The organism is Myxococcus xanthus (assembly GCF_006402735.1).
Taxonomy (GTDB): Bacteria; Myxococcota; Myxococcia; order Myxococcales; family Myxococcaceae; genus Myxococcus; species Myxococcus xanthus_A.
This window is the reverse complement of record NZ_CP017174.1, coordinates 8072399-8097694: the sequence shown is the minus strand read 5'-3', so window position 1 is coordinate 8097694 and position 25296 is coordinate 8072399. Positions and strand designations below refer to the sequence as shown.

24 protein-coding genes are annotated in these 25296 nt (G+C 68.8%); 16 read left to right on the top strand and 8 right to left on the bottom strand.

Annotation, left to right across the window (positions count from 1 at the left end; all coding sequences use genetic code 11):
- Positions 1-4 precede the first annotated feature (4 nt).
- Positions 5-1030 carry a lasso peptide biosynthesis protein gene (locus tag BHS09_RS33270; RefSeq protein WP_140800037.1) on the top strand — a complete coding sequence of 342 codons (1026 nt, stop codon included), beginning with the start codon at positions 5-7 and terminating at the stop codon, positions 1028-1030.
- 9 nt (positions 1031-1039) lie between these two features.
- Here the strand turns inward: BHS09_RS33270 and BHS09_RS33265 are convergent, their stop codons facing one another.
- Positions 1040-2065, bottom strand: a complete 1026-nt coding sequence (locus BHS09_RS33265; protein ID WP_140795395.1) for an arginine N-succinyltransferase — start codon at positions 2063-2065, stop codon at positions 1040-1042.
- Positions 2066-2321: 256 nt separating this feature from the next.
- On the opposite strand from BHS09_RS33265, the gene BHS09_RS33260 reads away from it, so the two are divergent.
- The 8 genes from BHS09_RS33260 (at position 2322) to BHS09_RS33225 (ending at position 10259) form a co-directional block, all read left to right on the top strand.
- Positions 2322-3434 carry a polysaccharide lyase family 20 protein gene (locus tag BHS09_RS33260; RefSeq protein WP_140800824.1) on the top strand — a complete coding sequence of 371 codons (1113 nt, stop codon included), beginning with the start codon at positions 2322-2324 and terminating at the stop codon, positions 3432-3434.
- Positions 3435-4234: 800 nt separating this feature from the next.
- On the top strand, positions 4235-4813 hold the full coding sequence (locus tag BHS09_RS33255; RefSeq protein ID WP_140795394.1) for a hypothetical protein: 579 nt from the start codon (positions 4235-4237) through the stop codon (positions 4811-4813).
- Between the two features lie 328 nt (positions 4814-5141).
- Positions 5142-6725, top strand: a complete 1584-nt coding sequence (locus BHS09_RS33250; protein WP_140795393.1) for a serine hydrolase domain-containing protein — start codon at positions 5142-5144, stop codon at positions 6723-6725.
- 82 nt (positions 6726-6807) lie between these two features.
- Positions 6808-8091 (top strand): TIGR04013 family B12-binding domain/radical SAM domain-containing protein, encoded by a 1284-nt coding sequence (locus tag BHS09_RS33245; RefSeq protein WP_140795392.1) that lies wholly within the window; start codon positions 6808-6810, stop codon positions 8089-8091.
- A 48-nt stretch (positions 8092-8139) separates the two neighbouring features.
- Complete coding sequence (sitA6, locus tag BHS09_RS33240; protein ID WP_140795391.1) at positions 8140-8811, top strand: SitA6 family polymorphic toxin lipoprotein; 672 nt, start codon at positions 8140-8142, stop codon at positions 8809-8811.
- Between the two features lie 6 nt (positions 8812-8817).
- Positions 8818-9543, top strand: a complete 726-nt coding sequence (gene sitI6 / locus BHS09_RS33235) for a SitI6 family double-CXXCG motif immunity protein (RefSeq protein WP_140800036.1) — start codon at positions 8818-8820, stop codon at positions 9541-9543.
- 66 nt (positions 9544-9609) lie between these two features.
- Positions 9610-9948, top strand: coding sequence for a hypothetical protein (locus tag BHS09_RS33230; protein WP_140795389.1), 339 nt, complete (start codon positions 9610-9612; stop codon positions 9946-9948).
- A 68-nt stretch (positions 9949-10016) separates the two neighbouring features.
- Positions 10017-10259 carry a hypothetical protein gene (locus BHS09_RS33225; protein ID WP_140800035.1) on the top strand — a complete coding sequence of 81 codons (243 nt, stop codon included), beginning with the start codon at positions 10017-10019 and terminating at the stop codon, positions 10257-10259.
- Positions 10260-10271: 12 nt separating this feature from the next.
- Here BHS09_RS33225 and BHS09_RS33220 read toward each other — a convergent pair whose 3' ends face one another.
- The 3 genes from BHS09_RS33220 to aceB all read right to left on the bottom strand — a co-directional run bounded on the left by BHS09_RS33220 (position 10272) and on the right by aceB (position 13828).
- Entirely contained in the window at positions 10272-10679 is a 408-nt protein-coding gene (locus BHS09_RS33220; protein WP_174258958.1) for a hypothetical protein, read from the bottom strand.
- Positions 10680-10858: 179 nt separating this feature from the next.
- Positions 10859-12145, bottom strand: coding sequence for an isocitrate lyase (aceA, locus tag BHS09_RS33215; RefSeq protein ID WP_140795386.1), 1287 nt, complete (start codon positions 12143-12145; stop codon positions 10859-10861).
- Positions 12146-12202: 57 nt separating this feature from the next.
- The gene (aceB, locus tag BHS09_RS33210) at positions 12203-13828 is read right to left on the bottom strand and encodes a malate synthase A (RefSeq protein WP_140800034.1); all 1626 of its coding nucleotides are present in this window, start codon (positions 13826-13828) and stop codon (positions 12203-12205) included.
- A 248-nt stretch (positions 13829-14076) separates the two neighbouring features.
- Between aceB and BHS09_RS33205 the strand changes: the two genes are divergently transcribed.
- The 4 genes from BHS09_RS33205 (at position 14077) to BHS09_RS33190 (ending at position 17213) form a co-directional block, all read left to right on the top strand.
- Positions 14077-14430 (top strand): PspC domain-containing protein, encoded by a 354-nt coding sequence (locus tag BHS09_RS33205; RefSeq protein ID WP_228559464.1) that lies wholly within the window; start codon positions 14077-14079, stop codon positions 14428-14430.
- 99 nt (positions 14431-14529) lie between these two features.
- Positions 14530-15930: a class II fumarate hydratase gene (fumC, locus tag BHS09_RS33200; RefSeq protein WP_140800033.1), complete on the top strand. Its 1401-nt coding sequence runs from the start codon at positions 14530-14532 to the stop codon at positions 15928-15930.
- 106 nt (positions 15931-16036) lie between these two features.
- Positions 16037-16648, top strand: coding sequence for an ATP-dependent Clp endopeptidase proteolytic subunit ClpP (clpP, locus tag BHS09_RS33195; RefSeq protein WP_140795382.1), 612 nt, complete (start codon positions 16037-16039; stop codon positions 16646-16648).
- A gap of 145 nt (positions 16649-16793) precedes the next feature.
- A complete protein-coding gene (locus tag BHS09_RS33190; RefSeq protein WP_140800032.1) occupies positions 16794-17213 on the top strand; it encodes a hypothetical protein in 420 nt (139 codons plus the stop codon).
- A gap of 63 nt (positions 17214-17276) precedes the next feature.
- Here the strand turns inward: BHS09_RS33190 and BHS09_RS33185 are convergent, their stop codons facing one another.
- Positions 17277-17741, bottom strand: a complete 465-nt coding sequence (locus tag BHS09_RS33185; protein ID WP_237079976.1) for a DUF3293 domain-containing protein — start codon at positions 17739-17741, stop codon at positions 17277-17279.
- Positions 17742-17864: 123 nt separating this feature from the next.
- On the opposite strand from BHS09_RS33185, the gene BHS09_RS33180 reads away from it, so the two are divergent.
- Complete coding sequence (locus BHS09_RS33180; protein ID WP_237077700.1) at positions 17865-18704, top strand: hypothetical protein; 840 nt, start codon at positions 17865-17867, stop codon at positions 18702-18704.
- A 40-nt stretch (positions 18705-18744) separates the two neighbouring features.
- Here BHS09_RS33180 and BHS09_RS33175 read toward each other — a convergent pair whose 3' ends face one another.
- Positions 18745-20181: a M48 family metalloprotease gene (locus tag BHS09_RS33175; RefSeq protein WP_140800031.1), complete on the bottom strand. Its 1437-nt coding sequence runs from the start codon at positions 20179-20181 to the stop codon at positions 18745-18747.
- Positions 20182-20328: 147 nt separating this feature from the next.
- On the opposite strand from BHS09_RS33175, the gene BHS09_RS33170 reads away from it, so the two are divergent.
- Positions 20329-20955, top strand: a complete 627-nt coding sequence (locus BHS09_RS33170) for a hypothetical protein (RefSeq protein WP_174258957.1) — start codon at positions 20329-20331, stop codon at positions 20953-20955.
- An 8-nt stretch (positions 20956-20963) separates the two neighbouring features.
- Here BHS09_RS33170 and BHS09_RS33165 read toward each other — a convergent pair whose 3' ends face one another.
- Together BHS09_RS33165 and BHS09_RS33160 are read right to left on the bottom strand one after the other, a co-directional pair.
- The gene (locus BHS09_RS33165; RefSeq protein ID WP_140800029.1) at positions 20964-21449 is read right to left on the bottom strand and encodes an ester cyclase; all 486 of its coding nucleotides are present in this window, start codon (positions 21447-21449) and stop codon (positions 20964-20966) included.
- A 63-nt stretch (positions 21450-21512) separates the two neighbouring features.
- A complete protein-coding gene (locus BHS09_RS33160) occupies positions 21513-23846 on the bottom strand; it encodes an acyl-CoA dehydrogenase family protein (protein WP_140795376.1) in 2334 nt (777 codons plus the stop codon).
- A gap of 141 nt (positions 23847-23987) precedes the next feature.
- Between BHS09_RS33160 and BHS09_RS33155 the strand changes: the two genes are divergently transcribed.
- On the top strand, positions 23988-25262 hold the full coding sequence (locus BHS09_RS33155; protein ID WP_140800028.1) for a phospholipase D-like domain-containing protein: 1275 nt from the start codon (positions 23988-23990) through the stop codon (positions 25260-25262).
- Positions 25263-25296 lie beyond the last annotated feature (34 nt).

The window sequence follows — 25296 nt, the reverse complement described above, 5'->3', positions numbered from 1 at the left end:
GGCCGTGGCCACCCTGCTTGCCCTGCTGCTGCTGACGCTCCCGGTAAAGCCAGAGAATCCCGGCAGCGCTGGCTCGCCACCCGCGCTCCAGGCGGATTCCACGCGTTACGTCTTCGCCTGGCGCGGCGTGCCGGTGGGCACGGTGACGCTGAAACTGGAGCCGGGCCGTTTCACCTACGTCAGCCAGCACCTGCACACCCGCGCCGGAAAGACGGGAGCGCGCCGCCGGGAACAGTCCCTGGAGGTGGATGCCCGGGGGCGGGTGCGTGGCTCGCCGGCGGTGCCGCAGGCGCTGTGGCTCTGGAAGGGCGGGCCCGCCGTGGGGTGTGTCGTGGGGCGGGAGGAGCTGACGGGCCGCGAGGGCCCGCACTGCGTCACCCGGGTGGAGGACCGGCGCGTAGAGGGAACGTTGTTGGGGACGGCCTTCCAGGCCCGCTACGGGGCGGACGGCCGGATGGAGGCGCTGGAGGTGGGCGACTCGCGCTTCACCGTGGCCGCGCCTGGGGAGCGGCTGCGCGCGCCTCCCGAGCTCTTCGCGGACGGACTGCCCGTGGAGGGGGCCCGGGGCGCGCTGTCGCTGGAGCCGCCGCTCGACGTTCCAGCGCGGCTCGCGGGGCTGACACCGTGGATGGCGGCGGCGGCGCGGACGCTGGCGGCCGAGGTCCACGCGGCCTTCCCGGAGAAGACGCCCGGTGGCTCGGACTGGAGCGAGGACGGCGAGGGCGAGGCGGGTGGGTGCCTAGCGCACGCGCTGCGCTTCGCCGCGGGGGCCCGTGCTCGGGGCGTGAAGGTGGCGCTGGTGCATGGGCTGCTGGTGGTGGACGGCGGGCCGGCGCGGCCCCACGCCTGGGTGCGAGTGGCGCTGGCGACGGGCGGGACGTTGGATTTGGACCCGACGTCCCTGGACGAGGTGTCACCGCATACGCACCTGCCCATCGCCCTGGCGGAGGCGCAGGGCCCCGCGCTGGAGGCGGGGGCGCGCTGGCTGTCGCTGCTGCGCGGGGCGCACCGGGTGGTGCGCCGGCCGTGAGGCAGTGGGTTATTCGAAGGGGATGATGGACACCTTCGCTCCGGCCTGGACGTCCAGGACCTCCTTGGCTCGCGCGGGCAGGAAGGCCTGGGTGTTCTCCAGCCGGGCCTGGCAGCGCACGGAGCGGAAGCGGTTGCGGCCGGAGTCACTCTCCACCGCGACGAGGACGTCATCTCCTTCCAGGTCGAAGTCCTCCTCCGCCACCTTGAGCGTGCGGAACTTGCGCACCAGGGAGATGTCGGCGGTGTCGGCCTCGAAGTGGGGACCGCCGTCGAACGGGTCGATGCGCTCCATGTACTTGAAGCCGATGCGCTCCAGCATGCGCTGCACGCCGCGCGTCTGCGGGCCCACCTCGCCCAGAACCTTCTGCACGCGCGCGGGGAAGAGCGACGCGTAGATGTCCGAGGCGGGGAAGAGCTCCTTGATGAACTCCTTGTTCTGCCGGCTGAGGCGGTCCGCCTCCTGGTAGGTGAGGCCGGTGAACTTCTTGCCGCAGGCCTCCCACAAGAGGCTGCGGCCGTCCGGCAGCAGCGGCGGCAGCAGCTCCGCCAGCACGCGGGGGCGGAAGAGCCGCCGGTGCATGGCGATGAAGAGGAAGCGCCCGTAGGACAGCTGCTTGCCGGGCTTGTCCGGCGTGGCGCGGTAGGGCGGGTCCACGACGAGGCCGCCCACCTCGGTGGGGCCCTCGTAGTTGTAGGCGATGGAGAGGACCTTGTGGCGAAGGTGACGGGAGAGGGACGCGGAGTAGTGCTCGCGCTCGCTCACCTCGTAATAGATGTGCGGAGCCTCATAGGTGCCGTGCTGCGCGATGATCATCGACGTGCCGATGATGAGGCTGTTGCGCACGTCCTCCAGCACGAAGAGGTACTCGCGCTCGAAGGGGTTCTTCACCTTGCCCGCGAAGCTCTTCACCGACGTGTCCACGATGGCCGACAGCGTTTCCTCGTTGTTCGGCAGGTTCACCGTGTTCAGCACGGCCGCGAGCCTTTTGAGCCCGGGCAGGTCGGTCTTCTGGACGTCACGCAGGACAAGCATGGGGACACTCGGGGCGCCCCCGGAACGGAGCGCCGGAAAGTGCGGACTATACCCCACACCTGCCGCCAGTCAGCTTGAAGGTTGGTCGGCGTGTTGATGACGCGACGTGTTGCTGTCGGCTTGCCAGGACGCCCGGAGTGTGTCAGCCGCCCTGCGCTCGACGTGAAACATGGCGTGAAACATTCAAGGCCTTGCATGCCCGTCTGCTCACTTGCCGGCCCAGCGGGAAGGGTTTCGTGGGGGAATGAAGCAAGGAATGGTTTGCGGTACGGTGTGCCGGTTGTTGCATTCCAAACCTTTACGAGGATGCATTTTGAGAGCCTTTGTCCCCGGATGGCTTGTGATGTGGTGCGTCCCCGGGCTCGCCATGGCAGGCGTCGTGTGGCGGGGGGACTTCGAGACGGGTGACCGCTCGCAGTACTCCGGCGCGCAGATGGTGAACGCGAACCGGCTACAGGTGGTGACGTCACCCGTGGCCGAGGGCAAGTACGCGCTGAAGGCGACGGTGCATCAGGGCGACGACCCCATCAACGCCAGCGGGAATCGCAACGAGCTGGTCTACATCAGCAACGAGCCGGTGGGTTCGGAGTACTACTACCGCTGGAAGGTGATGTTCGCGAACGACTTCCCCAGCGTGGACACCTGGCAGCTCTTCACCCAGTGGCACCACGACGGGTGCTGTGGTTCGCCGCCGGTGGAGTTCTATGTGAAGGGGGAGGAAATCCGGCTGTCGCTCCCAGGCACCAGCGAGATTCCCTGGCGCACGAAGCTCACCCGTGGCGTGTGGCACGAGTTCATCCTGCACGCGAAGTGGTCGTCGGACCCGAAGGTGGGCTTCGTCGAGCTGTGGCACAACAAGGAACTGGTGCTGCCCAAGCGCGGCGCGATGACGATGTACTCGGGGCAGCGCAACTACCTGAAGCTCGGCCTCTACCGGAGCGACACGGTGCGGTCGGTGGGCGTCGTCTACCACGATGGTTTCATGCAGGCGACGGCGCTGTCGGACGTGCTCGAGCAGAATCCGGAGCCGCCTCCCGTGGACGCGGGGACGCCGGTGGACGCGGGCTCGCCCATCGACGCAGGCTCGCCCATCGATGCAGGTGCGCCCGTGGACGCGGGCAGCGTGGACCCGGACCCCGTGGACGCAGGTGGGGCCGAGGAGCCGGGGCCGCGGCCGGAGACGGACGCGGGGACGCCTGCCTGGGACGCGGGCACGGAGCCTGGGCCAAACGTGCCCCCGCCCGGAGGCATCTCCCCGGATGAGGGCGTCGCGGCCCAGTCGGGGTGCAGCAGCACGGGTGGCTCCGCGGCGGCCTTCGCGCTGCTGGGCCTGATGGGACTGGCGGGTTACCGCCGTCGCGGGAGCTGAGCCCACGGGGGGGCGCGCGGGCCGTGGGCTCGCGCGCCTTCGTGGGGAAGTGTGCTGTGCGAGTCTCGACCTACGTGTCTTGAGCGCTCGTACCCACCGGCGACGTTGGTTTGCCGGAAAAGGTCTGCCCGGCTGCGAGGCGGTGCGCCGCTCTCGTTCGAGTGGGAGACCCAACGTGGAACGTCCGAATGAGTCACGGTGCCGATGCTTCCTCACCTGGAAGCCTGACGCGTTGATGGCGCGCCTGACGTGTCAGCAGTGCCTCATGTCAGTCCTCTTCGCGCGAGCAGCAAATCCAATCACCTGACAGGTCAGGTCCGTGCCTGTCGTTCAGCGGGAAGGTCCCGCGGGCTCGCCCGCCACGTCCCTCGTGAGGGCCATTCCGCCGGAACCAGGGCCTCAGGGGTTTCTCCTACGCATCCCATCCCGTCGTACGTCGTCGCGCACCTGTGCCCTGTCTCGGGACGTGACGACCGTATGGGGCGGGTCCAGTCCTCCCCCGGTTCCATATGCTGTTGCTGGAATGGAGGTGGGTATGCGTCTGTGATTGAGGTGGATTCGGGCGCGCGCGGAGCAATGAATTGCACGTTAGGCGTGGAGTGGCAGCGACAGCGACTGACGCGTCAGGCGCATGGCGGAACTCCAGCCTTCATGTGGATTTCAGACGCAGCAAGGGGTGAGCGGTTGCTGGCATGTGAGTTGCTCTTGTTTGCGTCAGGCGGGATGAACTCCTTGCCGTGAACCCGATGTGAGGGTTCAGCAGCGATAGACATCAACCACACGAAAGAATTGGTGCGTACATGGCGAAGATCGTCTTCCTGATTGATTCCAGTGCACTTCCCAAGGGCGGGGCCTCCGTCAACACCGCGGTCTCGGTCGGGCATCCTCCGCTTGTCGTGAACGACAAGCCCCAAGACGCCGACTACAAGGTGCCCGTCGCGAAGGGGGAGAACATCCGCATCTACACGGAGGAGCAGAACCACCTCACGTCCGTGAAGCTCGCGCCCAACGGCATCATCGCGCATACGTTCCAGGGCACTCAGCTCAAGGTCGCGGACATGAAGGATTCCTCGAAGCGGCCCATCGACATCCCCAACTTCGACATGGATCCGGGCCCCACGCCTGACTTCATCGCGTTCGGCGACGATGGCGTGTCGTGGACGCAGACGCCTCCTTCCTGGAGCTATTGGCCCAACAACCCGCTCATCGACCAGGACCTCACGGCCAGCTTGACGCGCAGCTACATCCCGTACGTCACGTTCAATGCCAGTACGATCGTGAGCGGTGTGCTCCAGTACGGATTGGTGTTCGGACTGACGAGGGACGGGGCGACCGTCGAGTATTTCTACTTCGATCCCTACATTGTTATTGGTTCGTGAAATGGATGGGCGCGGCCTTGTGCGCGCTGTTCGTCTGGACTGGATGCCATTGACGTAGCGTCCCTCCCACGAAGTGGCACCGCAAGCCGCTGCTCCAGCCCAGGGGGCGTTATTCCCCCTGGGCTGCGGGCCGCCATTCCTCGGCTCGGTCATGGTGCGGCACGAACGGCGCGACTTCGCTCATCGTGGGCTTGCCGCGCGTCGAGGCCGCGTTCATGGACCGGATGCGCCGGGGGCGCCCGCTTCGTCCCTCGCCCTGGCGCGTGTGTCGTGCAATATCGGTCTTCCAGGAACGTTGTCCGAACAGAACACGTCCCTTGGAGCGCCCATGCGATACCGCCTCTTCCTTCCGCTCTGCACCTTACTGGCCTGTGCCCACGCGCAACCGGTCGCCACGCCTCCGGCTCCTGTGGCGCAGGCGCCCGTGGACCCCGAATCCCAGTTGCGCGAGGCCCTGCAACGGGCGGGCATGGCGATGGAGGCGGGGCACTTCGACTCCGCGCTCTCGGAGATACAGCGGCTGTGGGACGGCGGCCACCAGACGGACGACGTGGCCTGGTACGCCGCCTATGCCTCGCTGGGCACCGGTGACGATGCCGCGGCGTTCACCTGGCTGGAGCGCGCCGTCGAACGCGGGATGAGCTCACTGGGCGACTTGCTGCACGACAAGTCCCTGGCGCCGCTGCGGAGGATGCCCGGCTACGACGCGCTGGTGGCTCGGGCCCGGGAGAACGCGCTGAAGGCCCGTGCCGAGGGCAACGTGGGGGCAGGGCTGGAGACGACGACGCCCGCGGAGGCGGGAGTGTCTGAGCCGGCGCTGGCGGCCTTCGTGAAGGCAGCCGAGGACGCGGGATCGTCGGCACTGGTCGTGCTCCGTCACGGCAAGGTGGTGGGCGAGTGGTACTTTGGTGGGGAGACGCAGCGCATCGAGTCCATGTCCGCGACCAAGGGCGTGGTGGCGCTGGCCATCGGCCTGCTCATCGACGAGGGGAAGATTGCCTCCGTCGACGCGCCCGTCTCCACCCTCTTCCCGGAGTGGAAGGACGGCCTCAAGGGGAAGGTCACCCTGCGGCACCTGCTCAGCCACACCTCGGGGCTGGCGGCGAACGCCAACGCGATGGACATCTACGAGTCGCGAGACTTCGTCCGATACGCGCTGGACGCTCACGTGGTGGACGTCCCGGGCAGCCAGTTCTTCTACAACAACAAGGCCACCAACCTGCTCGCGGGCGTGGTGGAGCGCGCCTCGGGCGAGAAGCTGGACGCCTATCTCATGCGGCGCCTCTTCGAGCCGCTCGGCATCCGTGACGTGTTCTGGCAGAAGGATCCGTCCGGCAATCCGCTGGGCATGTCCGGCCTGCGCCTGCACCCCGTGGACTTCGCCAAGGTGGGCCAGTTGATGCTCCAGCGAGGCGTCTGGCAGGGCCAGCGCATCCTGAGCGAGGCCTGGATTCAGGAGTGCACCGCCGCGCCATCGCAGGCCCTCACCCCCACGGCGGGCTTGTTGTGGTGGCTCGTCTACGACAAGTCGTTCCGCGTGCTGGGCCAGGACATGGTGAACGAGGCGCGCCGCAACGGCATGTCCGAGGCGTCGCTGTCTCGTCTGCGGGACGTGGTGGACAAGCCGATTCCCTCCGGGGACTTCATGCAGGTGCTCTCCGAGCGGCTGGGCGGGATGAAGGGCGTCATGGAGTTCATGGAGAAGAGCGCCCGCATCCCGCTGCGCACGCAGGTGGAGGGCGCGCCCCGGGGTTACTCCGCGCGAGGCTCCTTCGGGCAGCTCCTGCTGGTGGTGCCAGCGCAGGACCTGGTGGTGGTGCGCATGGCTGTGCCGGACGGGCGGGTTCCTCCGGACGTCATGGAGTTCCCTGCATTCAACACGCTGGCCCTCTCGCTGGTGCCTTCTCCCTGACTGGCCAAGGGCGCACGCGGCGGGCCCGGCTGCCTGCCCGTGTGCTCGCGCCGCCGGCCCTGTGGCATAAAGCGCTTCCAGCATGCAGCCATCTCGCCGCGTTTCGCTCGTCCTGAGCTACCAGTACCCGGGTAAGTACGCCTTCACCGTGCTGGCGGGCGCCGTGGAGTCGGACCCGGCGCTGGCGGACGTGACGCTGCACTTTCCGCGCAGCCGCGAGACGCTGCTGGACACGATTCGCGAGCGCGTGGACGCCGGAGACACGGTGGTGGCTGCGTGGTCTTTCTACTCGGCCAGCTTCGCCCCGGCGGCGGAGGAGCTGGCATGGGTGCGTGAGCGGCTGGAGGGACGGGACGTGCTGTGCATCGCCGGCGGCGTGCACGCCACGGCGGAGACGCTCCAGACGCTTCAGGCGGGCTTCGACCTGGTGGCGGTGGGCGAGGGTGAGTACTCCCTGCGCGCCTTGCTCGGCCGGGTGCTGCGCGGCGAGGAGCCGCGTGAGACGCACGGCGTCGCGTATCTGAAGGACGGGAAGCTGGTGCAGCACGGCCGAGGGGAGGGCGTGCAACTGGACGACTTCCCGCCCTTCGCGGCGCGCAACGGGCAGTACGGCGCCATCGAGATTACGCGCGGCTGCATCTACGCGTGCCGCTTCTGCCAGACGCCGTTCATGAGCAAGGCGCGCTTCCGCCACCGCTCCGTGGCCAACGTGGCGCACTGGGCGCGGGAGCTGCGGCGCTCGGGGCGGAGAGACATCCGCTTCATCACGCCCACCTCCATGTCCTACGGCACCGCCGACGAGTCGGTGAACCTGGACGCGGTGGAGGCACTGCTCGCCGCGGTGAAGGAGGCCATGGCGCCCGATGGGCGCGTCTACTACGGCACCTTCCCGTCGGAGGTCCGCCCCGAGCACGTCACGCCCGAGGCGCTGGCGCTGCTCAAGCGCTACGTCCACAACGATAACCTCATCATCGGTGGACAGTCCGGCTCCGAGCGCATCCTCCAGAGTACGCGTCGCGGGCATGACGTGGAGACGGTGGTGCGCGCCACCCGCATCGCGGTGGAGTGCGGCTTCGTGCCCAACGTGGACTTCATCCTGGGACTGCCCGGCGAGGAGCCGGCGGACGTTGACGCCACGGTGGCGCTGATGGAGAAGTTGGCGGCGCTGGGCGCGCGCGTTCATGGGCATACGTTCATGCCGCTGCCGGGGACGCCCTTCCGTGATGCGCCGCCTGGGTCTGTGGATGAAGCGACACAGCGCAAGCTGGACCGGTTGGCCTCGCAGGGGCGCCTGTATGGGCACTGGAAGCAGCAGGTCGCGCTCGCCGAGGGCATTGCCTCACGTCGCCGCCCACGCGCGGGTTAGCGGCAGGGTGGCACGGGCAAGACAGACCTGAAGCCTAGACTTCGCGGGATGCGAACCTGTCCGCTCCGATGGCTTCCGGTGCTCGCCGTGCTTTGGCTGGGGTGTTCCACCTCGGTCAAGCCGCCCATTCAGCAGGCCTGGGACGATGCGGAGCTGGAGTGTTGGACTCCGCACGAGGACCAGTGTGTGTCCTTGCTGTGCCTGGGCGACGCCTGCGGTTTCTACCGCTGCGCGGACCTGCCTGGAGAGGTGGAGTTGGCGCGCTTCCCTCCCGCTCGGCCACCTGCGGCTGCCGCGACACCGGGCCGAGGCCCCCGGCGGAATTGGGGCATCGGGCAGCAGTTGCCTCGGGGCGCTGTCATGGTGTTCCCCAACTGGAACGGGGCGCCTGAGCGAATCATCCCGCCATCACATCAGCTTCTGCCCGGGCGCTGGGAGAAGCACCACATCTTTCCCCAGGCCAAGGACCTCGCTGGCTGGTTCGTGCAGCAAGGCGTCAAGATTCACGACTACACCATGCCGATACCGAGAGACCTCCACCTCAGGATTCACCAGGGAGGCAATCGTGGTGGCGCGTGGAATCAGGCGTGGCGCGACTTCAGGGGCCGTAACCCAAGTGCGTCGCCTGAAGAGATCTTCAAGTACGCAGGGGAACTCATTTATCGCTTCCAGCTCATGGGCGGACCCATTCGGCCCTATTATTCCCAGCCCGGAACGTGAGGATGCATGCCCCGTTACTTCTGGCTCCTGGAGGATTGGACAGCGTTGGCCGCTTACAAAGGGGACTTCAATGCCGCGCACAAATGGAGCCTGCCTGGGTTGGCGAAGTGCCCCGGCTGTAGTGTGACCTGGGCCTCTACCGGCCATAATTACCCTGCTGTCGATTTGTCAGCGCTGCCAGAGCAGGACGCGTTCCTAAAGGCCAGGCCCGAGCCATTCACCGAGTTCGTGCGTCTCCGCGAGTTGGTTCGCCCTCTGGCCCCTCCAGGTGTCGCCCTACCTCCTGGTACGGCGTTCGGCCCATTGGTTGGCCCCGCTCGTGGCGATCTGGGGCCCCTGACGTGGCAGGGAAGCTATCTGCTGTTGCTTCGCCGAGACGCCTTCGAAGGGCTCCACGCCGAAGGTGTTCTAGGGCTTTCGAGTCGGAAGGCTGAACTGCGCTTCCGTCAGAAGTCGCCGCCCGAATATCTGGAGCCTCAAGTCGAACTGCGCGGACAGTTACACCCGGACTGCTACCCGCCGGATCAGCGCCCCCCCTGCGGCACCTGTGGCCGGCTCGGAATGTCGCTACCAGACGACCCCATTCTCGACGCAGCCTCGCTGCCCACGGACCGAGACGTCTTCCGCGTGGGCAACTTCGCGACCGTGATGGTGGGCACCGAGCGATTCAAGGAGGCGGTGCAGCGCTTGGATCTGGAGGGCATCACCTTCCGTGAGCTGCCCACCCGCTAGGCGCTCGCGTGCGGCCCGTCACTTCCACGGGCCTCCGTTCCGCCGGGCGCTTAGGATGAGGACGCGATGTCCACCGACCAGGCACCTCCCTACTGGCTCCTCATCTCCGTCCTCTTCAGCAACCAGCCTCTGTCGCCCTCGCTGGCGATGACGCTGCACCAGGCGGCCTTCGAGCTGCACCAGCGCGGTGACGGCGCCAAGGAGGTGGCCGGGGACATGGTGAGCGGCCGGGTGGTGAACCTGCGCAAGGACGTGTCCTTCGGCGGCATCGCCGGGCCTGCCTTCGAGGCGGAAATCGAGACCGAGCGGGGCTCCGGCGTCGTTCGCTTCGTCCTCACCCGGCAGGGCCTGGAGATGATGAAGCAGCAGCCGGCCGAGCCACCCCGGCCCAAGTACCTCAACTGAGTCACCCACCGCCCGCCCGCCTGTCCGCCCTCTGCGCGCGGACGGGCAGCGTCGCCACCTTGGAAGGCATGGACCCCAAGGACTATCTCAAGCGTGGCGCGGGAATCCCGCTCGACCCCAAGAAGCAGAAGGACCCGGATGTGGACGGCGAGCGCGTCCCCGCCGAGGGACGCGCCGAGTTCCTCAACGACGTGGCCGAACAGAACGGCGGTCAACGCACGGACGTCGACCTGCCGTGGAAGAAAGGCCCCGAACTGCAGCGAGGCCAACGCGACGCCTACAACGCGGACAGCAACAAGAAGAAGGGCTGAGCCCCACCGCGATTACTCGCGGTCCATGTCCACCTTCATCTTGTTGCCCATGTGCAGGATGGAGTTCGACAGCGTCGCGGCGGACATCTCCGCCAGCTCCATCAGGACCTGCTCCTGCTGCGCCTGCTCCGAGCCGGCCGGGGCCTGGGACACCGGGCCCCGCGAGCCGTCCTCGGAGATGGGCCCGCGGCCCACGGCGGACAGATAGGAGTTCAGGATGCCGTTGTTCGGCGAGCTGCCCACCGAGGCGAGCGCCGAGGCGACCACCGCGCCCCCCGACACCATCAGCGGATCCCCAGGCCGGTTGGCCGGGGCCATCGGGTTCACCAGCGCGCCAAAGCTCGTGCTGGCGGCGCGGGTCTGCGCCTGCGTGGTGGCGGGCTGAATCATGGGACCGGTGAAGGAGTTGATGCGGTTCATGGCGGCTCCGTCTCGGCCCGGGACGCGCACCACGCACGTGTCGGACCTCTCGAATCCCCATTATCGCCCAGCGGCCCCGCGAAGTTGCGCGGAAGGCCAAAAATGCCCGAAGGCCGCGGACTTACGGGCGTGCTCCCCGTCAGCCGCGGCCTTCAGAAGACTTCAAGAGGCGCCGTCGCCTAGAACTGGTGGGCCTCGGTGGACTCCGTCAGGGCGAGCGTGCTGGCGTTGCCGCCGGAGATGACCTCGGCCACCTGGTCGAAGTAGCCGGTGCCCACCTCACGCTGGTGACGCGTGGCGGTGTAGCCGTCCTTCTCCGCCGCGAACTCGGCCTGCTGCAGCTCGCTGTAGGCCGCCATGCCGCGGTCCTTGTACTTCCGCGCCAGCTCGTACATCCCGAAGTTGAGCGCGTGGAAGCCGGCCAGGGTGACGAACTGGAACTTGTAGCCCATGGCGCCCAGCTCGCGCTGGAACCTGGCGATGGTGGCGTCATCCAGGTTCTTCTTCCAGTTGAAGGACGGCGAGCAGTTGTAGGCCAAGAGCTTGTTCGGGTACTTGGCGCGGATGGACTCGGCGAACTTCTTCGCCTGGGCCAGGTCCGGGGTGCTCGTCTCGCACCAGACCAGGTCCGCGTACGGCGCGTACGCCAGGCCGCGGGCAATGGCGCAGTCCAGGCCGCCGTTGAGGCGGTAGAAACCTTCGCCGGTGCGGCCGGACTTCTTGTCGATGAAGGCGTGGTCGTACTCGTCCGCGTCGCTCATCAGCAGCTTGGCGCTGTCCGCGTCCGTGCGGGCCACCAGCAGCGTGGGCACGCCCATGACGTCCGCCGCGAGCCGGGCCGCGTTGAGGGTGCGGACGAAGTGGCTGGTGGGCACCAGCACCTTGCCGCCCATGTGGCCGCACTTCTTCTCGCTGGCCAGCTGGTCCTCGAAGTGCACGCCGGCGGCGCCCGCCTCAATCATGCCCTTCATCAGCTCGAAGGCGTTGAGCGGGCCACCGAAGCCGGCCTCGGCGTCGGCGATGATGGGCGCGAACCAGTAGCGGTCCTTGCGGCCCTCCGCGTGGTCAATCTGGTCCGCGCGGCGCAGGGCGTTGTTGATCTTCCGCACCACGGTGGGGACGCTGTCCACCGGGTAGAGGCTCTGGTCCGGGTACATCTGCCCCGCGGAGTTCGCGTCCGCCGCCACCTGCCAGCCGGACAGGTAGATGGCCTTCAGGCCCGCGCGCACCATCTGCACCGCCTGGTTGCCGGTGAGCGAGCCGAGCGCGTTGATGTAGTCCTCGGTGTGGAGCAGCTCCCAGAGCTTCTTGGCGCCCAGCTCCGCCAGCGTGTGGCTGACGGTGATGGAGCCGCGGAGCTTCTCCACGTCCTTCTGGGTGTAGTTGCGCTTGATGCCCTCGAAACGCTGCGCGTGGAGCTTGGCGTGAGGGGAAGCATCGGCGGTCGTCGGCGTGGCGTCGTACATCGTGGGCTCCTCGCTACGGTAAAAGTGGTGGGTTGCTGCTGCGAAGGTGCGAAGGGTTCAGCGTTGGGCTTCCAAGGCGTCGTAGGCAGGCAGGGTGAGGAAGTCCTCGAAGGTGCCGGCGGTGGAGAGCTGCTCGAAGAGGGCGCGGGCGCGCTCCAGGTGGGCCGCGCCGTAGCGCTCCTTGGCGCCCTCCTTGTCGAGCCGGGCCATCTCCTCGCCCAGCGCGTCGCGGAAGAGGGCGGGCGTCACCTTGCGGCCGTCCTCCAGGGTGGCGCCGTGGTGAATCCACTGCCACACCTGGGCGCGTGAGATTTCGGCGGTGGCTGCGTCCTCCATCAGGTTGTAGAGCGGCACGCAGCCCAGGCCGCCCAGCCACGCGGCGGTGTACTGGATGCCCACGCGGATGTTGTGGCGCAGGCCTTCCTCGGTGCGCGTGCCGGAGGGCACCTTGAGCAGCTCCGCCTCGCCAATCTTCACGTCCTGGCGCTTGTTGGAGAGCTGGTTGGGGCCCTTCATGTGCGAGTCGAAGATGTCGCGCGCGATTTCCACGAGGCCGGGGTGGGCCACCCACGTCCCGTCGTGGCCGTTCTTCACCTCGCGCAGCTTGTCCGCGCGGACCTTGTCCATGACGGCGTCGTTGGCCGCCGCGTCCCCCTTGATGGGGATGAAGGCCGCCATGCCGCCCATGGCGTGCACGTTGCGGCGGTGGCAGGTCTGGATGAGCAGCTGCGAGTAGGCGTTGAGGAACGCCTTGTCCATCGTCACCTGGCCGCGGTCGGGCAGCACCACGCGGGTGTCCGACTGGAGCGTCTTGATGAAGCTGAAGATGTAGTCCCAGCGGCCGCAGTTGAGTCCGGCCGAGTGCTCGCGCAGCTCGTAGAGGATTTCGTCCATCTCGAACGCGGCGGGCAGCGTCTCGATGAGGACGGTGGCCTTGATGGTGCCGCGCGGGATGTCCAGCTCCGACTGGGCCAGGTGGAACACGTCGTTCCACAGCCGGGCCTCCAGGTGGCTCTGCATCTTCGGCAGGTAGAAGTAGGGGCCGGTGCCGCGCGCCAGCTGCTCACGGGCGTTGTGGAAGAAGAAGAGCCCGAAGTCGAGCAGCGAGCCGGAGATGGGCTTGCCGTCGATTTCGATGTGCCGCTCCGGCAGGTGCCAGCCGCGAGGCCGCACGAAGAGCACGGCGCGCTTCGGGTTGAGGGCGTAGTGCTTGCCGTTCTCCGCGGTGAAGGAGATGGTGCCGCGCACCGCGTCGCGCAGGTTGACTTGCCCGCGCACCACGTTGTCCCAGGTGGGGCTGTTGGCGTCCTCGAAGTCCGCCATGAAGACATTCGCCCCGGAGTTCAGCGCGTTGATGACCATCTTCCGGTCCACCGGGCCGGTGATCTCCACGCGGCGGTCCTGAAGGTCGGCGGGCAGGGGAGCCACCGTCCAGTCGCCCTCCCGGATGGCCTTCGTCTCCGGCAGGAAGTGGGGCCGCGCTCCCTTGCTCCAGGCCGCCTGGACGGCCTTGCGGCGCTCCAGCAGGGCCAGCCGGCGCTCGCCGAAGTTGCGGGCCAGCTTCGCCACGAATTCCAGGGCCTCGGGCGTGAGGACCTCGGCGTAGTCGGGGTGCCAGGTCCCCTTCACCACCACTCCCGGTCCGAACGCCGGGGGTTTCACAGCGGGGGCTTGGTCCGACATCTGAGCTCCTTTGGCTAGGCGCGTTGTAAATCTGCTGGAACGGCTCGGAAAATGAGTCCTGAGAGTGCAGAAAGGAAGTGCGGCGTGAATCTTTGCCTGCTTGCCTGTAACTGTGTCAACAGCCGGCGTGTTAAATCTGTAAATCAACAGATCGTCCCCAGGGCGTATGCAATGGGGAGCACCAAGGCGCGTAGGTAGGAATGAGGGCCGTGGACGCCAAGTGGGAGCGGCCCCGGAAGGGAGACGTGATGGACGCCAAGAGACGCTGCGCCACCTGTACGGAGGAAGTGAGCCTGGAGGTCCGGAGGTGCCCGCGCTGCGGCGCGCGCACGGAGCCCATGCACCGGGGCGTGGATGGGCGGCTGCTGACCGGGGTGTGCGCGGCGCTGGGACGGGAGCTGGGCGTGGACGCGGCGCTGATTCGCGTGGGCTTCGTGGTGGCGCTGGCGGTGTCCGGGGGCACCGCGCTGATGGTGTACCTGCTGCTGTGGGCCTTCACGCCGCCGTCGGCGACGGGCACCGCGCCCCTGCGGCGCACGTACAACTGGCTGTCCGGCCTGGGCAATTCGGAGAGCACGCCGCGCGTCGAGCGCCGGGTGTAGTGCTCAGCGTCCAACGAAGAAAATCACGCCGGAGCCCTGCCTGAAGGCTCCGGCCTGTTATTCGAGGGGGCCCACCTTTCTTTCCAAGGAGCCCCGCGCGTGAGCACGAAGAACGTTCGTACGGAGAAAGACACCTTCGGCCCCATCGACGTCCCCGCCGACCGGCTGTGGGGCGCCCAGACGCAGCGCAGCCTCCAGAACTTCGCCATCTCCACCGAGCGCATGCCGCTGGCCCTCATCCGCGCCCTGGTGCTGGTGAAGAAGGCCGCCGCGCGGGTGAACGTGGAGAACGGCTCGCTGGCGAAGGAGAAGGGCGAGGCCATCATCCGGGCCGCCGACGAGGTGCTGGCTGGCCAGCACGACGCGGAGTTCCCCCTGAGCGTCTGGCAGACGGGCAGCGGGACGCAGACGAACATGAACACCAACGAGGTGCTCGCCAACCGCGCCTCGGAGCTGCTGGGCGGCGAGCGCGGCGAGGGCCGCAAGGTCCACCCCAACGACGACGTCAACAAGGGGCAGAGCTCCAACGACGTCTTCCCCACCGCGATGAGCGTGGCCGCCGTGGCCGCCATCACCGAGCACGTGCTGCCGGAGCTGGAGGCGCTGCGCGACGTGCTCGCGCAGAAGGCCCGCGCCTTCCATGACGTGGTGAAGGTGGGCCGCACCCACCTGCAGGACGCCACGCCCCTGACGCTGGGACAGGAGCTGGGCGGCTTCGTGGCGCAGCTGGACCACGCGAAGGGCCACCTGGCGCGCACCCTGCCGCACCTGTTGGAGCTGGCCCTGGGCGGCACCGCGGTGGGCACCGGCCTCAACGCCCCCAAGGGCTACGCCGAGCGGGTGGCGAAGGAGCTGGCCCAGCTCACCGGCCACCCCTTCGTCACCGCGCCCAACAAGTTCGAGGCGCTGGCCGCCAATGATGCGCTGGTGCAGGCGCACGGGGCGCTGAAGGGGCTGGCGGCGGTGCTCTTCAAGGTGGCCAACGACGTGCGCTGGCTGTCGTCGGGGCCGCGGTCGGGGCTGGCGGAAATCATCATCCCGGAGAACGAGCCGGGCAGCTCCATCATGCCGGGCAAGGTGAACCCCACCCAGAGCGAGGCGCTCACCATGCTGTGCGCCCAGGTGATGGGCAACGACGTCGCCGTCACCGTGGGCGGCGCGTCCGGCAACTTCCAGCTCAACGTCTTCAAGCCGCTCATCGCCCACAACCTGCTCCAGAGCTGCCGGTTGCTGGCGGACGGCATGCGCAGCTTCCGACTGCACTGCGTGGTGGGCATCGAGCCCAACCGGCCCCGCATCCAGGAGAACCTGGAGCGCAGCCTGATGCTCGTCACGGCGCTCAACCCCCACATCGGCTACGACAACGCGGCGAAAATCGCCAAGACGGCCCACAGGGACGGCACGACGCTCAAGGAGACGGCCGTGGCGCTGGGGCTCGTCACGCCCGAGCAGTTCGACCAGTGGGTCCGCCCGGAGGACATGACGGGCCACAAGGGGTAGGTCCCCAAGGGGGCTGGGAGGCCCCGGCGTCGAAGCGTGGGGCAGCGTACGCTCCGGGAAGAAGGGACGGGCGCGGCGGCGGAAGGGCGATTAGGGTAGGGGCGTCATGAACGTCCCCTTCGTCATCGAGACCACGCACCGCGGCGAGCGGGCGTACGACCTGTACAGCCGGCTCCTCAAGGACCGCATCATCATGCTGGGCACGCCTGTCAACGACGACGTGGCCAACATCATCGTTGCCCAGCTCCTCTTCCTGGAGTCGGAGGACCCGGACAAGGGCATCAACCTCTACATCAACTCGCCGGGTGGCTCCGTGACGGCGGGCCTCGCCATCTACGACACCATGCAGTACGTGAAGTGTCCGGTGTCCACCATCTGCGTGGGGCAGGCGGCCTCCATGGGCGCGCTGCTGCTGCTGGCGGGGGCGAAGGGCAAGCGCTACGCCCTGCCCAACAGCCGCATCATGATTCACCAACCGCTGGGCGGCGCGCAGGGCCAGGCCACGGACATCGACATCCAGGCCAAGGAAATCCTCCGCCTGCGCAGCTACATCAACGGCCTCATCGTGAAGCACACGGGGCACACCGTCGAGCGCATCGAGAAGGACACCGAGCGCGACTACTTCATGAGCGCCGAGGACGCGCGGCAGTACGGCCTCATCGACGAGGTGGTGGAGAAGCAGCGCGCCATCGCCCCGACGCCCGCTCCGGCGAAATAGGGCCCTTCCCGCCCCGGACGCATGCCGGGGCGGGGTGCTCTCCCGGCGGGGTGCCGCTCAAGCGCCGCGCCGGACGCAGGTCCAGCACTGGACGTTTCCGGCTTCCCTGCCTGCAGGTGGCACGCGGCGTGCTCACCATGGGCATATGACGCCGATCCGATTTCGCATCGTCCCCCGGTTCCTCTTGCCCGGCGCCATCCTGGCCTCCATGGCCTGCGCGACGGGGCCTACCGGCCGCCCCCCTGTCCCTCCCAGCTCGGCCGCCGTGCAGACGGAGCTGGGCGCCCGGGACGTGGTGCAGGCCGGCGAGGAATACGCCCGCAACAACTCACTGGTGCTGGCCGAGGCCGGGGAGGCGGTGGAGATCCGCCCCAACTTCTGGCGCATCCGCTTCGGCCTCGCGGACCAACCCGGCCGCATCCTGGAGGTCGAGTTCGACGAGCTGGCGCGCAGGGTCATCAATGCCCGCGAGCTGGAAGTCATCCCGGAGAACCCGGGTGACACCGCGCTGGGGGGCAGTGGCTCCGTCCCGGCGGCCGGTCAGCCCCGGGGCCCCATTCCCTGAGCGTGGGCGTCGCCCCGCGCCCCCGGCCCCACGGGCGGCGCGGGGGCACCCTGTCCGCGTGCTTCACGGGGCGGGTGAGCGGGCTTCCTCGCAGAACAGCAGCTCCGCCTGGCCTCCCGTGCGTCCCACGAGCACGGCGACCTGCCCGTAGGCGCGGCCGAAGCGTCCGGCCTCCTCGCGGGGAAGCCCGGGGACGAAGAGGCTCTGCTCGCACCAACTGCCGTCATCCGCCTCCCCCAGCGCGGGGGCGGCCCCCCAACCCCCGGCGACGAGCTGCGCGACCATCCGCGCCTGCGCGCGGCGGTTCTCCTCGTCGCTCCGCCGCTGCGAGCCGGGATTCCACGCCGTCAGGAAGGCCCACTCGCGGTGGCCGCGCGCCGCAAGCGTTGCGTCCAGCGCCGGGTGCAAGGCGCCCGCCCGCAGGATTTGCTCGACACCACCCGTGCTGGGATGGGGCCGGATGACGTAGCGCGTCGCCGCGTAGGCCGTCGCCAACCGTTCGCGTTCGTGGAGGCTCATACCGCGCATGATGCGCCGCGTGTCCTCCGGGGAAAATCGGGTTTCGGATAATCCAATGTGAATGTTCGATTCCGTTCGACGTCCATGCCCCCGCTTCGTTCCGGAACGGAATGAAAGGCTTCGGAGGGGAACATGTTTCGTCGTTCTGTTGCTGTCGTGTCTGCGTTGATGGGTGTTCTGGGGACGGGCTGCGCGTCGGTGAGCCACGTCCAGACGGCGGACACACTCGGGGCGGGGCGCTTCCAGGTTGGCATTGAGCCGGGCGTCCTCGGTGCGGCCGTCCTGAGCGCGAAAGAAGACGTATCGGCGGCGGGGTACGTGCCCCACTTCGACGTGGCGCTTCGCTATGGTGTAGCGGAGCGCGTGGACCTGGGCGTCCGGCTGGGGTCCTCCCTGGCGGAGTTGCAGACCAAGTTCCTGCTGACCCAGCCCGGTGACCCAGCCTTGGCCATCTCCCTGGCGCCGTCCATCTCGGGCGCGTCCTTCAGCTCGGGGACGACCGTGGACGGAGAGAAAGCTTCGTCGAGCTACCTGAACGTCGCCGTCCCGTTGCTGGTGGGCTTCAAGACGACGGGGGGCTCGGAGCTGGTGCTGGGGCCTCGCGCCATCTGGACGCGGGTCTCCGGTGACGTGGGCAATGACGGCGCCGCCGTCAACCTCCTCAGCGTCGGCGCCTCGGTGGGCTACGCGCTTCGCGTGACGGAGGGTTTCCGACTGATGCCTGAAGTGGGCATCTCCTTTCCCGTCGTGGGCGAGGTGAACACCACCAACACGGACTCGGAGGCCATCGCGGGCTTCAGCGGCGGCTTCGCGCAGTTCAAGCTGGGCTTCCTATTTGGCGCGGGCCGGCCGGTCCGGCGCGGTCCCGACATCATCCCCACCGACTACGTGGAGGAGACGGACCGCCGCCAGGACCGGAGCGACGACAGCTATCGCGCGCCGGAGCGTGGCGACGGCGACGTCGACTACTGAGGCACGCACCGTGCTCCGGCGCACCGTGCCGGAGCACGGCTCAGGGCGTGGTCTGCACCCCGCCCGTCACGCGTTTCACCGTACGGCCCGCGGGCAGCGTGTCCCCGGGCTGTACGCCGTTGATGATGGCCAACTCCTCCACGGAGATGGTGGACGGGTGCTGCTCGTTGAACTGCTGCAGCGTCATGGGCGACGTCACCTTCGCCAGCTCGATTTTCGCGGGCTGGACGGCCAGCGCCGAGGCATCCGTCAGCGCGCCGAAGCTGGAGAAGGTCGCGCGGAAGGCATCCTCGTAGGCGGGGAGCTGCTGCGCGCCGGTGTAGCCCAGGAGCTGGAGCGTGGTGCCGCCCTGGGACACGAAGGCCGTGACGCCGGCGATGACGCCCTGCTCCGTCTGCGCCTGGAAGAACCTGGCGCCCTGGGGGAATCCGGTGGGCGCGGCGCTCACGGGCTGGATGCCCTCCTGCGCGAGGAAGCGCTGCATCGCCTCCTGTGGGGCGATTTTGCCGGTGGGCACCAGCCCGACGATGGCGTCCTCCTGGGGGCTGATGCCCGCCACCTGCTGCGGCTGGTTCGCCGTCTTCCACCCCTGGGGGAAGGTGAGCTGGAAGCGCAGGCCCGGGTGCATGAAGACGTTGCCCCGGAAGAAGCCCTGCCGCGGGTCGTTGCCGTAGGGCATGCCCTGGAGCATGGCGAGGTATTCCTCCCGGCCATCCTTGAGCTGGTTGAAGTCCACGTTGGCCTTCGCGGCGCGCTCCTGGGCGGTCTTCACGCGGTCGCCTGGGTCGGGGTGGGTGGACAGCCACGCGGGGAGGCTCTGGCCGCCCGCGGCCTTGCCCACGCGGTCCAGGGTGGCGAAGACGTTGGCCGCCTGGCGCACGTCGTAGCCGCCGTTCAGCATGTACTTGAAGCCCAGTTCGTCCGCCTGGCGCTCGTCGTCGCGGCCGTACTTGAGGAACAGCAGCTGGAGACCGGCGGCGGCAAGGCCCCCGAAGCGGGCCACGTCCTCGCTGAGCACGCTGCCCAGCAGCAGGCCGGCCTGGGCCAGCTGCGCCTGGGACAGCTGCTCCACGGAGTGCCGTGCGGTGATGTGGGCGATTTCGTGCCCCAGCACGGAGGCCAGCTCCGCCTCGGAGTTGAGCGCGGTGAGCAGGCCCCGCGTCACGAACACGGGCCCTCCGGGGAGGGCGAAGGCGTTCACCACCGGGTCATCCACGGCCTGGACCGTCCAGGGCAGCTCCGGCCTTTCGGAGGCCTTCGCCATGGGCAGGCCCACCCGGGCGACATATTCCTGAACCTTGGGCTCCTGGATGAGGCCAATGGACCCGCGCACCTCCTCCGCGCTCTGCTTGCCCAGGGCAATCTCGTCATCCTGGGAGACGAGCGACAGCATTCGCTTGCCGGTGGCGGGGTTGCGCACGCAGGTTGTCAGCGAGAGCAGGGCCAGCAGCGGCAGCAGCCGGAGTCGTGAAGTCATGGGGCCTTCCTGGTAGTGATGGATGCGCAAATAGGTCAGCGGCGGCACGGCGACCACGGCGGGGGTGGACGGGCCGTCACTGCTGGACAGTCGGGCGCGCGCACCGGGCCCGCTTCCGTTAGCTTCTCTTCGCGAGGAGGCGTTCGAATGGATTCGGATTCGCTCGAAGCACGGATGGCGCGGCTGGAGCGCAGTTGCCGGCGGTGGCAGGGGCTGACGTTCACCGCGCTCGCGCTGGCGGGGCTGGGGCTGGGCGCGGCGGCGCTCCGGGGCGAGGACCTGTCCTCCGGAACGCTGGTGGCCTCCCGGCTGGTGCTCACGGACGCGCGCGGGCAGACGCGGGCCACGCTGGATACCGATGCGCAGGGCAACGCGGGCCTGGTGCTGCGCGACGGCGAGGGCCGGCCCCGGGCGCTGCTGGGCGTGGGCGAGGACGGCTCGCCCCGGCTGCGCTTCTCCACCGCCGAGGGCCAGTCCCTGGCGGAGCTGATGGTGTACTCCGACGAGGCGCCGCGCCTGACGCTGTCCAAGCCCGGAGGAGGGGAGCTGTTCGCGGTGGGCCTCCAGGTGGATGGCTCGTCGCGGCTGGAGCTGTCGGACGCGGACGGACGGCCCCGGGCCATCCTGGGTGCGGACGAGCATGGCTCTCCCGGTCTGGTGCTGAGGGACCGCAAGGGGCTGCCGCGCGTGGCGCTCCGGGTGTCGCCGTCGGATGGCGCCAGCCTGGTGGTGGAAGGCCAGGACGGCGCGGTGTTCCGCGCGCCCGGCGGCTGAGCCGAGGGCTACAGCGTGGGCGGCACCACCTTGTAGCCACGCTGGAGCAGCGGCGACAGGCGGTCGGAGATGTCCCAGGACTCCACCACCTTGCCGTCGCGCAGCCGGTACAGGGAGTGCCCTCGCAGCAGGAGGGGCTGGGGGGCCGGTGCGGTGGCCTTCCAGTGCACGAGCACCAGGTCGCCGTCCGCCACCAGGTGGAGGATGTCGAACTTCAGCTCCGGGAACGTTTGGAAGCTGGCCTCCGCCTGCTGGCGGATGAAGGCGGGCCCCACCGCGTTGAGGGGCGCGCCCTGGGAGCGGTCCACGAAGTCCTCGGCGATGAACTCCGGGATGCGGTCCAGCTTGCGCAGGTTGTAGAGCTCCTCGGTGAGCTGCTGCACCCGCTGCTTGTTCTGGGCCTCCAGGGCGGCCGCGCGCTCCACGGGAGACATCGTGGCGCAGCCCGACAGCCACCCGAGGGCGCACAGCAGAATCGTCGTGTGTCGTGTCATGGCCCCACGATGCTGTGCATGGGGCAGGCAGGAGGGCAGTGCCGCCTGCCTCAAACGTTCACCTCATGGCGACAGGTGGCCCAAGCCAATGGGCGCGGCGAGGCAGGTGTCGGGTACTCCAAACGCGTTCACCAGCGCCACCGCGTCGGGGCGGAGCTCGGCGCACAGCCGCGTCACCTCCTTGCGGATGGCCTTCGCCTTGGTGCCCTCCAGCCACCCGTGCTCCTGGAACCAGCCGCTGGCGGACTCCAGGCAGGACAGGCCGTAGAGGTCGCACAGGCGTCCCAGCACCGTCTTCAGGCCGGGGTCCTTCACGTCGGCCACGCCCTTGAGGAACTGCTCCAGCACCAGCCGCTCCACGTGGGCGTGTGCCAGCTCCAGCAGGTGGACCTGGACCTGGTTGAAGGCCTCGAAGGCCTCCACGCCCGCGCTCAGCCGCTTGCGCAGGCGCCGCGACACGGTTTCCAGCAGCTCCTCTTCACGGAAGCGCAGCGCGCGCAGGTGGTAGTCGTTGTCGCGCAGGTGGTCGCTGTCGGTGCGCCGCGCGGCGAAGGGGTTGCGGTCCACCACGCGGGTGGCCCGGTCCGCCAGCAGCTTCAGCACGGCGAAGACGCGGTCGTCCTCGAAGCGCTGCTTGTAGCCGGTGAGCAGGCCCTTGGCGACCAGCTGCATCAGCACCGTGTTGTCGCCCTCGAAGGTGGTGAACACGTCCGTGTCCGCCTTCAGCGCCGCCAGCCGGTTGGCTTCGAGGTAGCCCTGGCCGCCGCACGCCTCGCGCGCCTCCTGGAGGACGGCGGTGGTGTGCCAGGTGCTGTAGGCCTTGAGGCCGGCCGCCAGCGACTCCACTTCGCGCGCGTCCTCCTCGGTGCGCTTCACGTAGCGCTCCACCAGGTATTCGAGCGCGAAGTCCATGGCGTACGTCTTGGCCAGGGGCTTGAGCAGGCGCCGCTGGTGGGCCTGGTGGTCCAGCAGGCGGAACTCCTGGTCGCCCGCGGGGCCGAACTGGCGCCGCAGGTCGCCGTAGCGCACGGCGATGGTGAGCCCGCTCTTGGCCGCGCTCAGCGCCGCGGCGGCCACGCTCACCCGGCCCGCCACCAACGTGCCCAGCATGGTGAAGAAGCGCTTGGAGTCGCCGGTGATGGCGCTGGTGTATTCGCCCTGCGCGTTCACCTGTCCGAAGCGGTCCAGCAGGTTCTCGCGCGGGACGCGGACGTGCTCGAACCAGATGCGGCCGTTGTCCACGCCGTTGAGGCCCATCTTCTCGCCGCAGTCCTCGATGCGAACCCCGGGCAGCACCTTCCCGGCCGGGTCGCGCAGTGGCACCAGCAGCGCGTGGACGCCCAGCGCCCGGCCGCCGACCTCGAGTTGCGCGAACACGGTGGCGATGCGCCCGTGCCGCGCGGCGTTGCCAATCCACTCCTTGCGCGCCGTCTCCGTGGGCGTGTGAATCACGAACTCGCCGGCCTCCGCGTCGTAGCGGGCCACCGTCTCCACGTCCCGGACGTTGGAGCCATGACCCAGCTCGCTCATGGCGAAGCAGCCGGGCAGCTCCAGCGAGGCCACCTGGGGCAGGTACTTCCGGTGGTGCTTCTCGGTGCCGAGGAAGAGGATGCTGGCGCCGAAGAGGCCGAAGTGGACACCGGCCTTGATGACGAGGCTCAGGTCGAAATAGGCCAGCGTCTCGAAGGCGGTGACGAAGGCGCCCAGGTCCGCGCTCGTCTCATTGTCCGCGGGGAAGGCGATGCGCCCCAGGCCCTGGTCGGCCATGGCCTTGAGCCAGGCGAGCACCTTGTCGCGGTACTTCGCGGTGTCGCGGGTGTCCGTGTAGCGGAAGGCCGGGTCCGCCAGCCACTGCCGCACCTGGGCGCGCGTCTCCGGGTACGTCCGGTCCAGCACGGCGCGCAGCGCCTCCGGGTCGAAGGAGGTGGGCGTGCCCTCATGGGCGCGGCTGGGCGATGCGGCGGGGACGAGCGAGCGGACGGCCTCGCTGCCGGAGACGCCCAGGGACGCCTCCAGTTGCGCCAGCGCGCGCGTCAGCTCCGGCATGGGCGCGGGGAGGCCCTCGTCGCCGTTGCCCACCTGGGCGAGCCGCGCGCCCAGCTCGGCGAGGTTGTTGTGTTCGCTATGGGACAGGCGCTCCGCGGTGCGGCGGATGTGCTCGCGCACCTGGGCCAGCTCACCGGGGCTGGGCGGCACCAGCGGGTCCAGCCAGCGCGCCAGCACGGTGTTGGCGCGCAGGTCCAGCCAGGGCTGCGCGCGGGCGGCGGAGCCCATGGCGCGAATCTCCTCTGGCGTGAGCTCCCCGTCCGTCCAGGCCACGTACAGCATGGGCACGAGCGGAGCGAGTCGAGGCAGGGACAGCAGCTCGTGGGCTGTCGGTCGGGTGTCATCCACCATGGTTGGCGCTCCTGGGGGCTTGAGGACGGGCGCAGTGTGGCCAGCCTGCCGCCGCGCGGCAACGGGAAGCACGCGTCGGGCCCGAGGCATGCGGGCAGGCGCGGCATTCCAAGCGGAGGGAGGCATCCCTAGCTTGCCCGTATGGATGAAATGCAGGAGCTGGAGGCGCTGATTCCCAAGCCCGGGGCGCTGGGCTTCTCGGGCGGCGTGGAGCGTGCGCGACATGAGATGCACGGGCCCTTCACGCTGCCGCCGGGGCCGGAGGCCTTCTCCTTCGCGCTGTACCAGTCCACGGGCGTGGGGCTGACTCCCGGACACTCGCTGGAGTTGCTGGAGAACAGTGCTGTCTTCGAGCGCATGCTGGCGGACATCCGCGCCGCCCAGAGCAGCGTCCATGTCCTGGTGTACATCTGGCGGCCCTGTGAGCTGTCGGACCGTGTCGTGGAGGCGCTGGTGGAGCGCGCCCGGGCGGGCGTGGCGTGCCGCGTGGTGGTGGACCCGGTGGGCAGCGAGGAGATTCGCGGCGACCGCGACTTCGACCAGAAGGTGGAGAAGGTGCTCACGGGCGCTGGGGTGGAGGTCCACTACTTCCGGCTCCTGGCGGGCAAGGTGCTGGGCCGTCTGCTGGGGCGCAGTCACCAGAAGCTCGTCATCGTCGACGGGCGCATTGGCTACACGGGCGGCTTCGGCATCTGGAAGGTGTGGGAAGGCGACGGCCTGAAGCCGGACGAGTGGCGCGACACGCACGTCCGCGTCGAGGGGCCCGAGGTGCGCCGCATGCAGTTGTCGTTCTCCCGGCACTGGCAGGAGTCGGGTGGCGGGTTGATTCCGCCGAGCGCCTTCCCTGAAGCGGAGCCCATGGGCCCCTGCGCCGCGGGCTTCATCGACAGCGCGGGCAAGCTGGGCCTCACCGACGCGGAGCGCATGATTCGTATCGTGATTGGCGCCGCGCGCGAGCGCATCTGGATTGCCAACGCCTACTTCTCACCGCCCAACGCGATTCTGGAGCACCTGGAGGAGAAGTGCCGTCAGGGCGTGGAGATTCGCATCCTGGGGCCCGGGCCCAACCATGACGTGCCCATCATGAGGGCGTCCCAGCGCTCGACGTACGAGCGACTGCTGGCCGCGGGCGCGCGCATCTGGGAGTACCAGCCGTCGATGATGCATTCGAAGACGCTGCTCGTGGATGACTGGCTCGCCGTGGTGGGCTCCACCAACATGGACTCGCTGTCGCTCAACAAGCTGAAGGAGGGCTCGCTCGTCATCCACGATGCGTCCTTCGTCCGCAAGCTGGCGCGGTGCTGGGCCAAAGACCTGCGGCACTCGAAGGAAATCACGCTGGAGAATGGGGGCCGCACCAATCCCTGGCGGCGGCTGGCACGGCGGGCGACGCAGCTCCTGGGGCAGGACCGGTAGCGAGGGGAGCTGCAGCCGGTTGAGTTCCCCTCGC

Bases quoted from the DNA above. Each gene is read 5' to 3' on its own strand.
- BHS09_RS33265 (WP_140795395.1), bottom strand. From the start codon at position 2,065: ATGCTTGTCCTGCGTGACGTCCAGAAGACCGACCTGCCCGGGCTCAAA.
- BHS09_RS33260 (WP_140800824.1), top strand. From the start codon at position 2,322: ATGGTTTGCGGTACGGTGTGCCGGTTGTTGCATTCCAAACCTTTACGA.
- BHS09_RS33255 (WP_140795394.1), top strand. From the start codon at position 4,235: ATGGCGAAGATCGTCTTCCTGATTGATTCCAGTGCACTTCCCAAGGGC.
- BHS09_RS33250 (WP_140795393.1), top strand. From the start codon at position 5,142: ATGCGATACCGCCTCTTCCTTCCGCTCTGCACCTTACTGGCCTGTGCC.
- BHS09_RS33245 (WP_140795392.1), top strand. From the start codon at position 6,808: ATGCAGCCATCTCGCCGCGTTTCGCTCGTCCTGAGCTACCAGTACCCG.
- sitA6 (WP_140795391.1), top strand. From the start codon at position 8,140: ATGCGAACCTGTCCGCTCCGATGGCTTCCGGTGCTCGCCGTGCTTTGG.
- sitI6 (WP_140800036.1), top strand. From the start codon at position 8,818: ATGCCCCGTTACTTCTGGCTCCTGGAGGATTGGACAGCGTTGGCCGCT.
- BHS09_RS33230 (WP_140795389.1), top strand. From the start codon at position 9,610: ATGTCCACCGACCAGGCACCTCCCTACTGGCTCCTCATCTCCGTCCTC.
- BHS09_RS33225 (WP_140800035.1), top strand. From the start codon at position 10,017: ATGGACCCCAAGGACTATCTCAAGCGTGGCGCGGGAATCCCGCTCGAC.
- BHS09_RS33220 (WP_174258958.1), bottom strand. From the start codon at position 10,679: ATGAACCGCATCAACTCCTTCACCGGTCCCATGATTCAGCCCGCCACC.
- aceA (WP_140795386.1), bottom strand. From the start codon at position 12,145: ATGTACGACGCCACGCCGACGACCGCCGATGCTTCCCCTCACGCCAAG.
- aceB (WP_140800034.1), bottom strand. From the start codon at position 13,828: ATGTCGGACCAAGCCCCCGCTGTGAAACCCCCGGCGTTCGGACCGGGA.
- BHS09_RS33205 (WP_228559464.1), top strand. From the start codon at position 14,077: ATGGACGCCAAGAGACGCTGCGCCACCTGTACGGAGGAAGTGAGCCTG.
- clpP (WP_140795382.1), top strand. From the start codon at position 16,037: ATGAACGTCCCCTTCGTCATCGAGACCACGCACCGCGGCGAGCGGGCG.
- BHS09_RS33190 (WP_140800032.1), top strand. From the start codon at position 16,794: ATGACGCCGATCCGATTTCGCATCGTCCCCCGGTTCCTCTTGCCCGGC.
- BHS09_RS33185 (WP_237079976.1), bottom strand. From the start codon at position 17,741: ATGCGCGGTATGAGCCTCCACGAACGCGAACGGTTGGCGACGGCCTAC.
- BHS09_RS33180 (WP_237077700.1), top strand. From the start codon at position 17,865: ATGTTTCGTCGTTCTGTTGCTGTCGTGTCTGCGTTGATGGGTGTTCTG.
- BHS09_RS33175 (WP_140800031.1), bottom strand. From the start codon at position 20,181: ATGACTTCACGACTCCGGCTGCTGCCGCTGCTGGCCCTGCTCTCGCTG.
- BHS09_RS33170 (WP_174258957.1), top strand. From the start codon at position 20,329: ATGGATTCGGATTCGCTCGAAGCACGGATGGCGCGGCTGGAGCGCAGT.
- BHS09_RS33165 (WP_140800029.1), bottom strand. From the start codon at position 21,449: ATGACACGACACACGACGATTCTGCTGTGCGCCCTCGGGTGGCTGTCG.
- BHS09_RS33160 (WP_140795376.1), bottom strand. From the start codon at position 23,846: ATGGTGGATGACACCCGACCGACAGCCCACGAGCTGCTGTCCCTGCCT.
- BHS09_RS33155 (WP_140800028.1), top strand. From the start codon at position 23,988: ATGGATGAAATGCAGGAGCTGGAGGCGCTGATTCCCAAGCCCGGGGCG.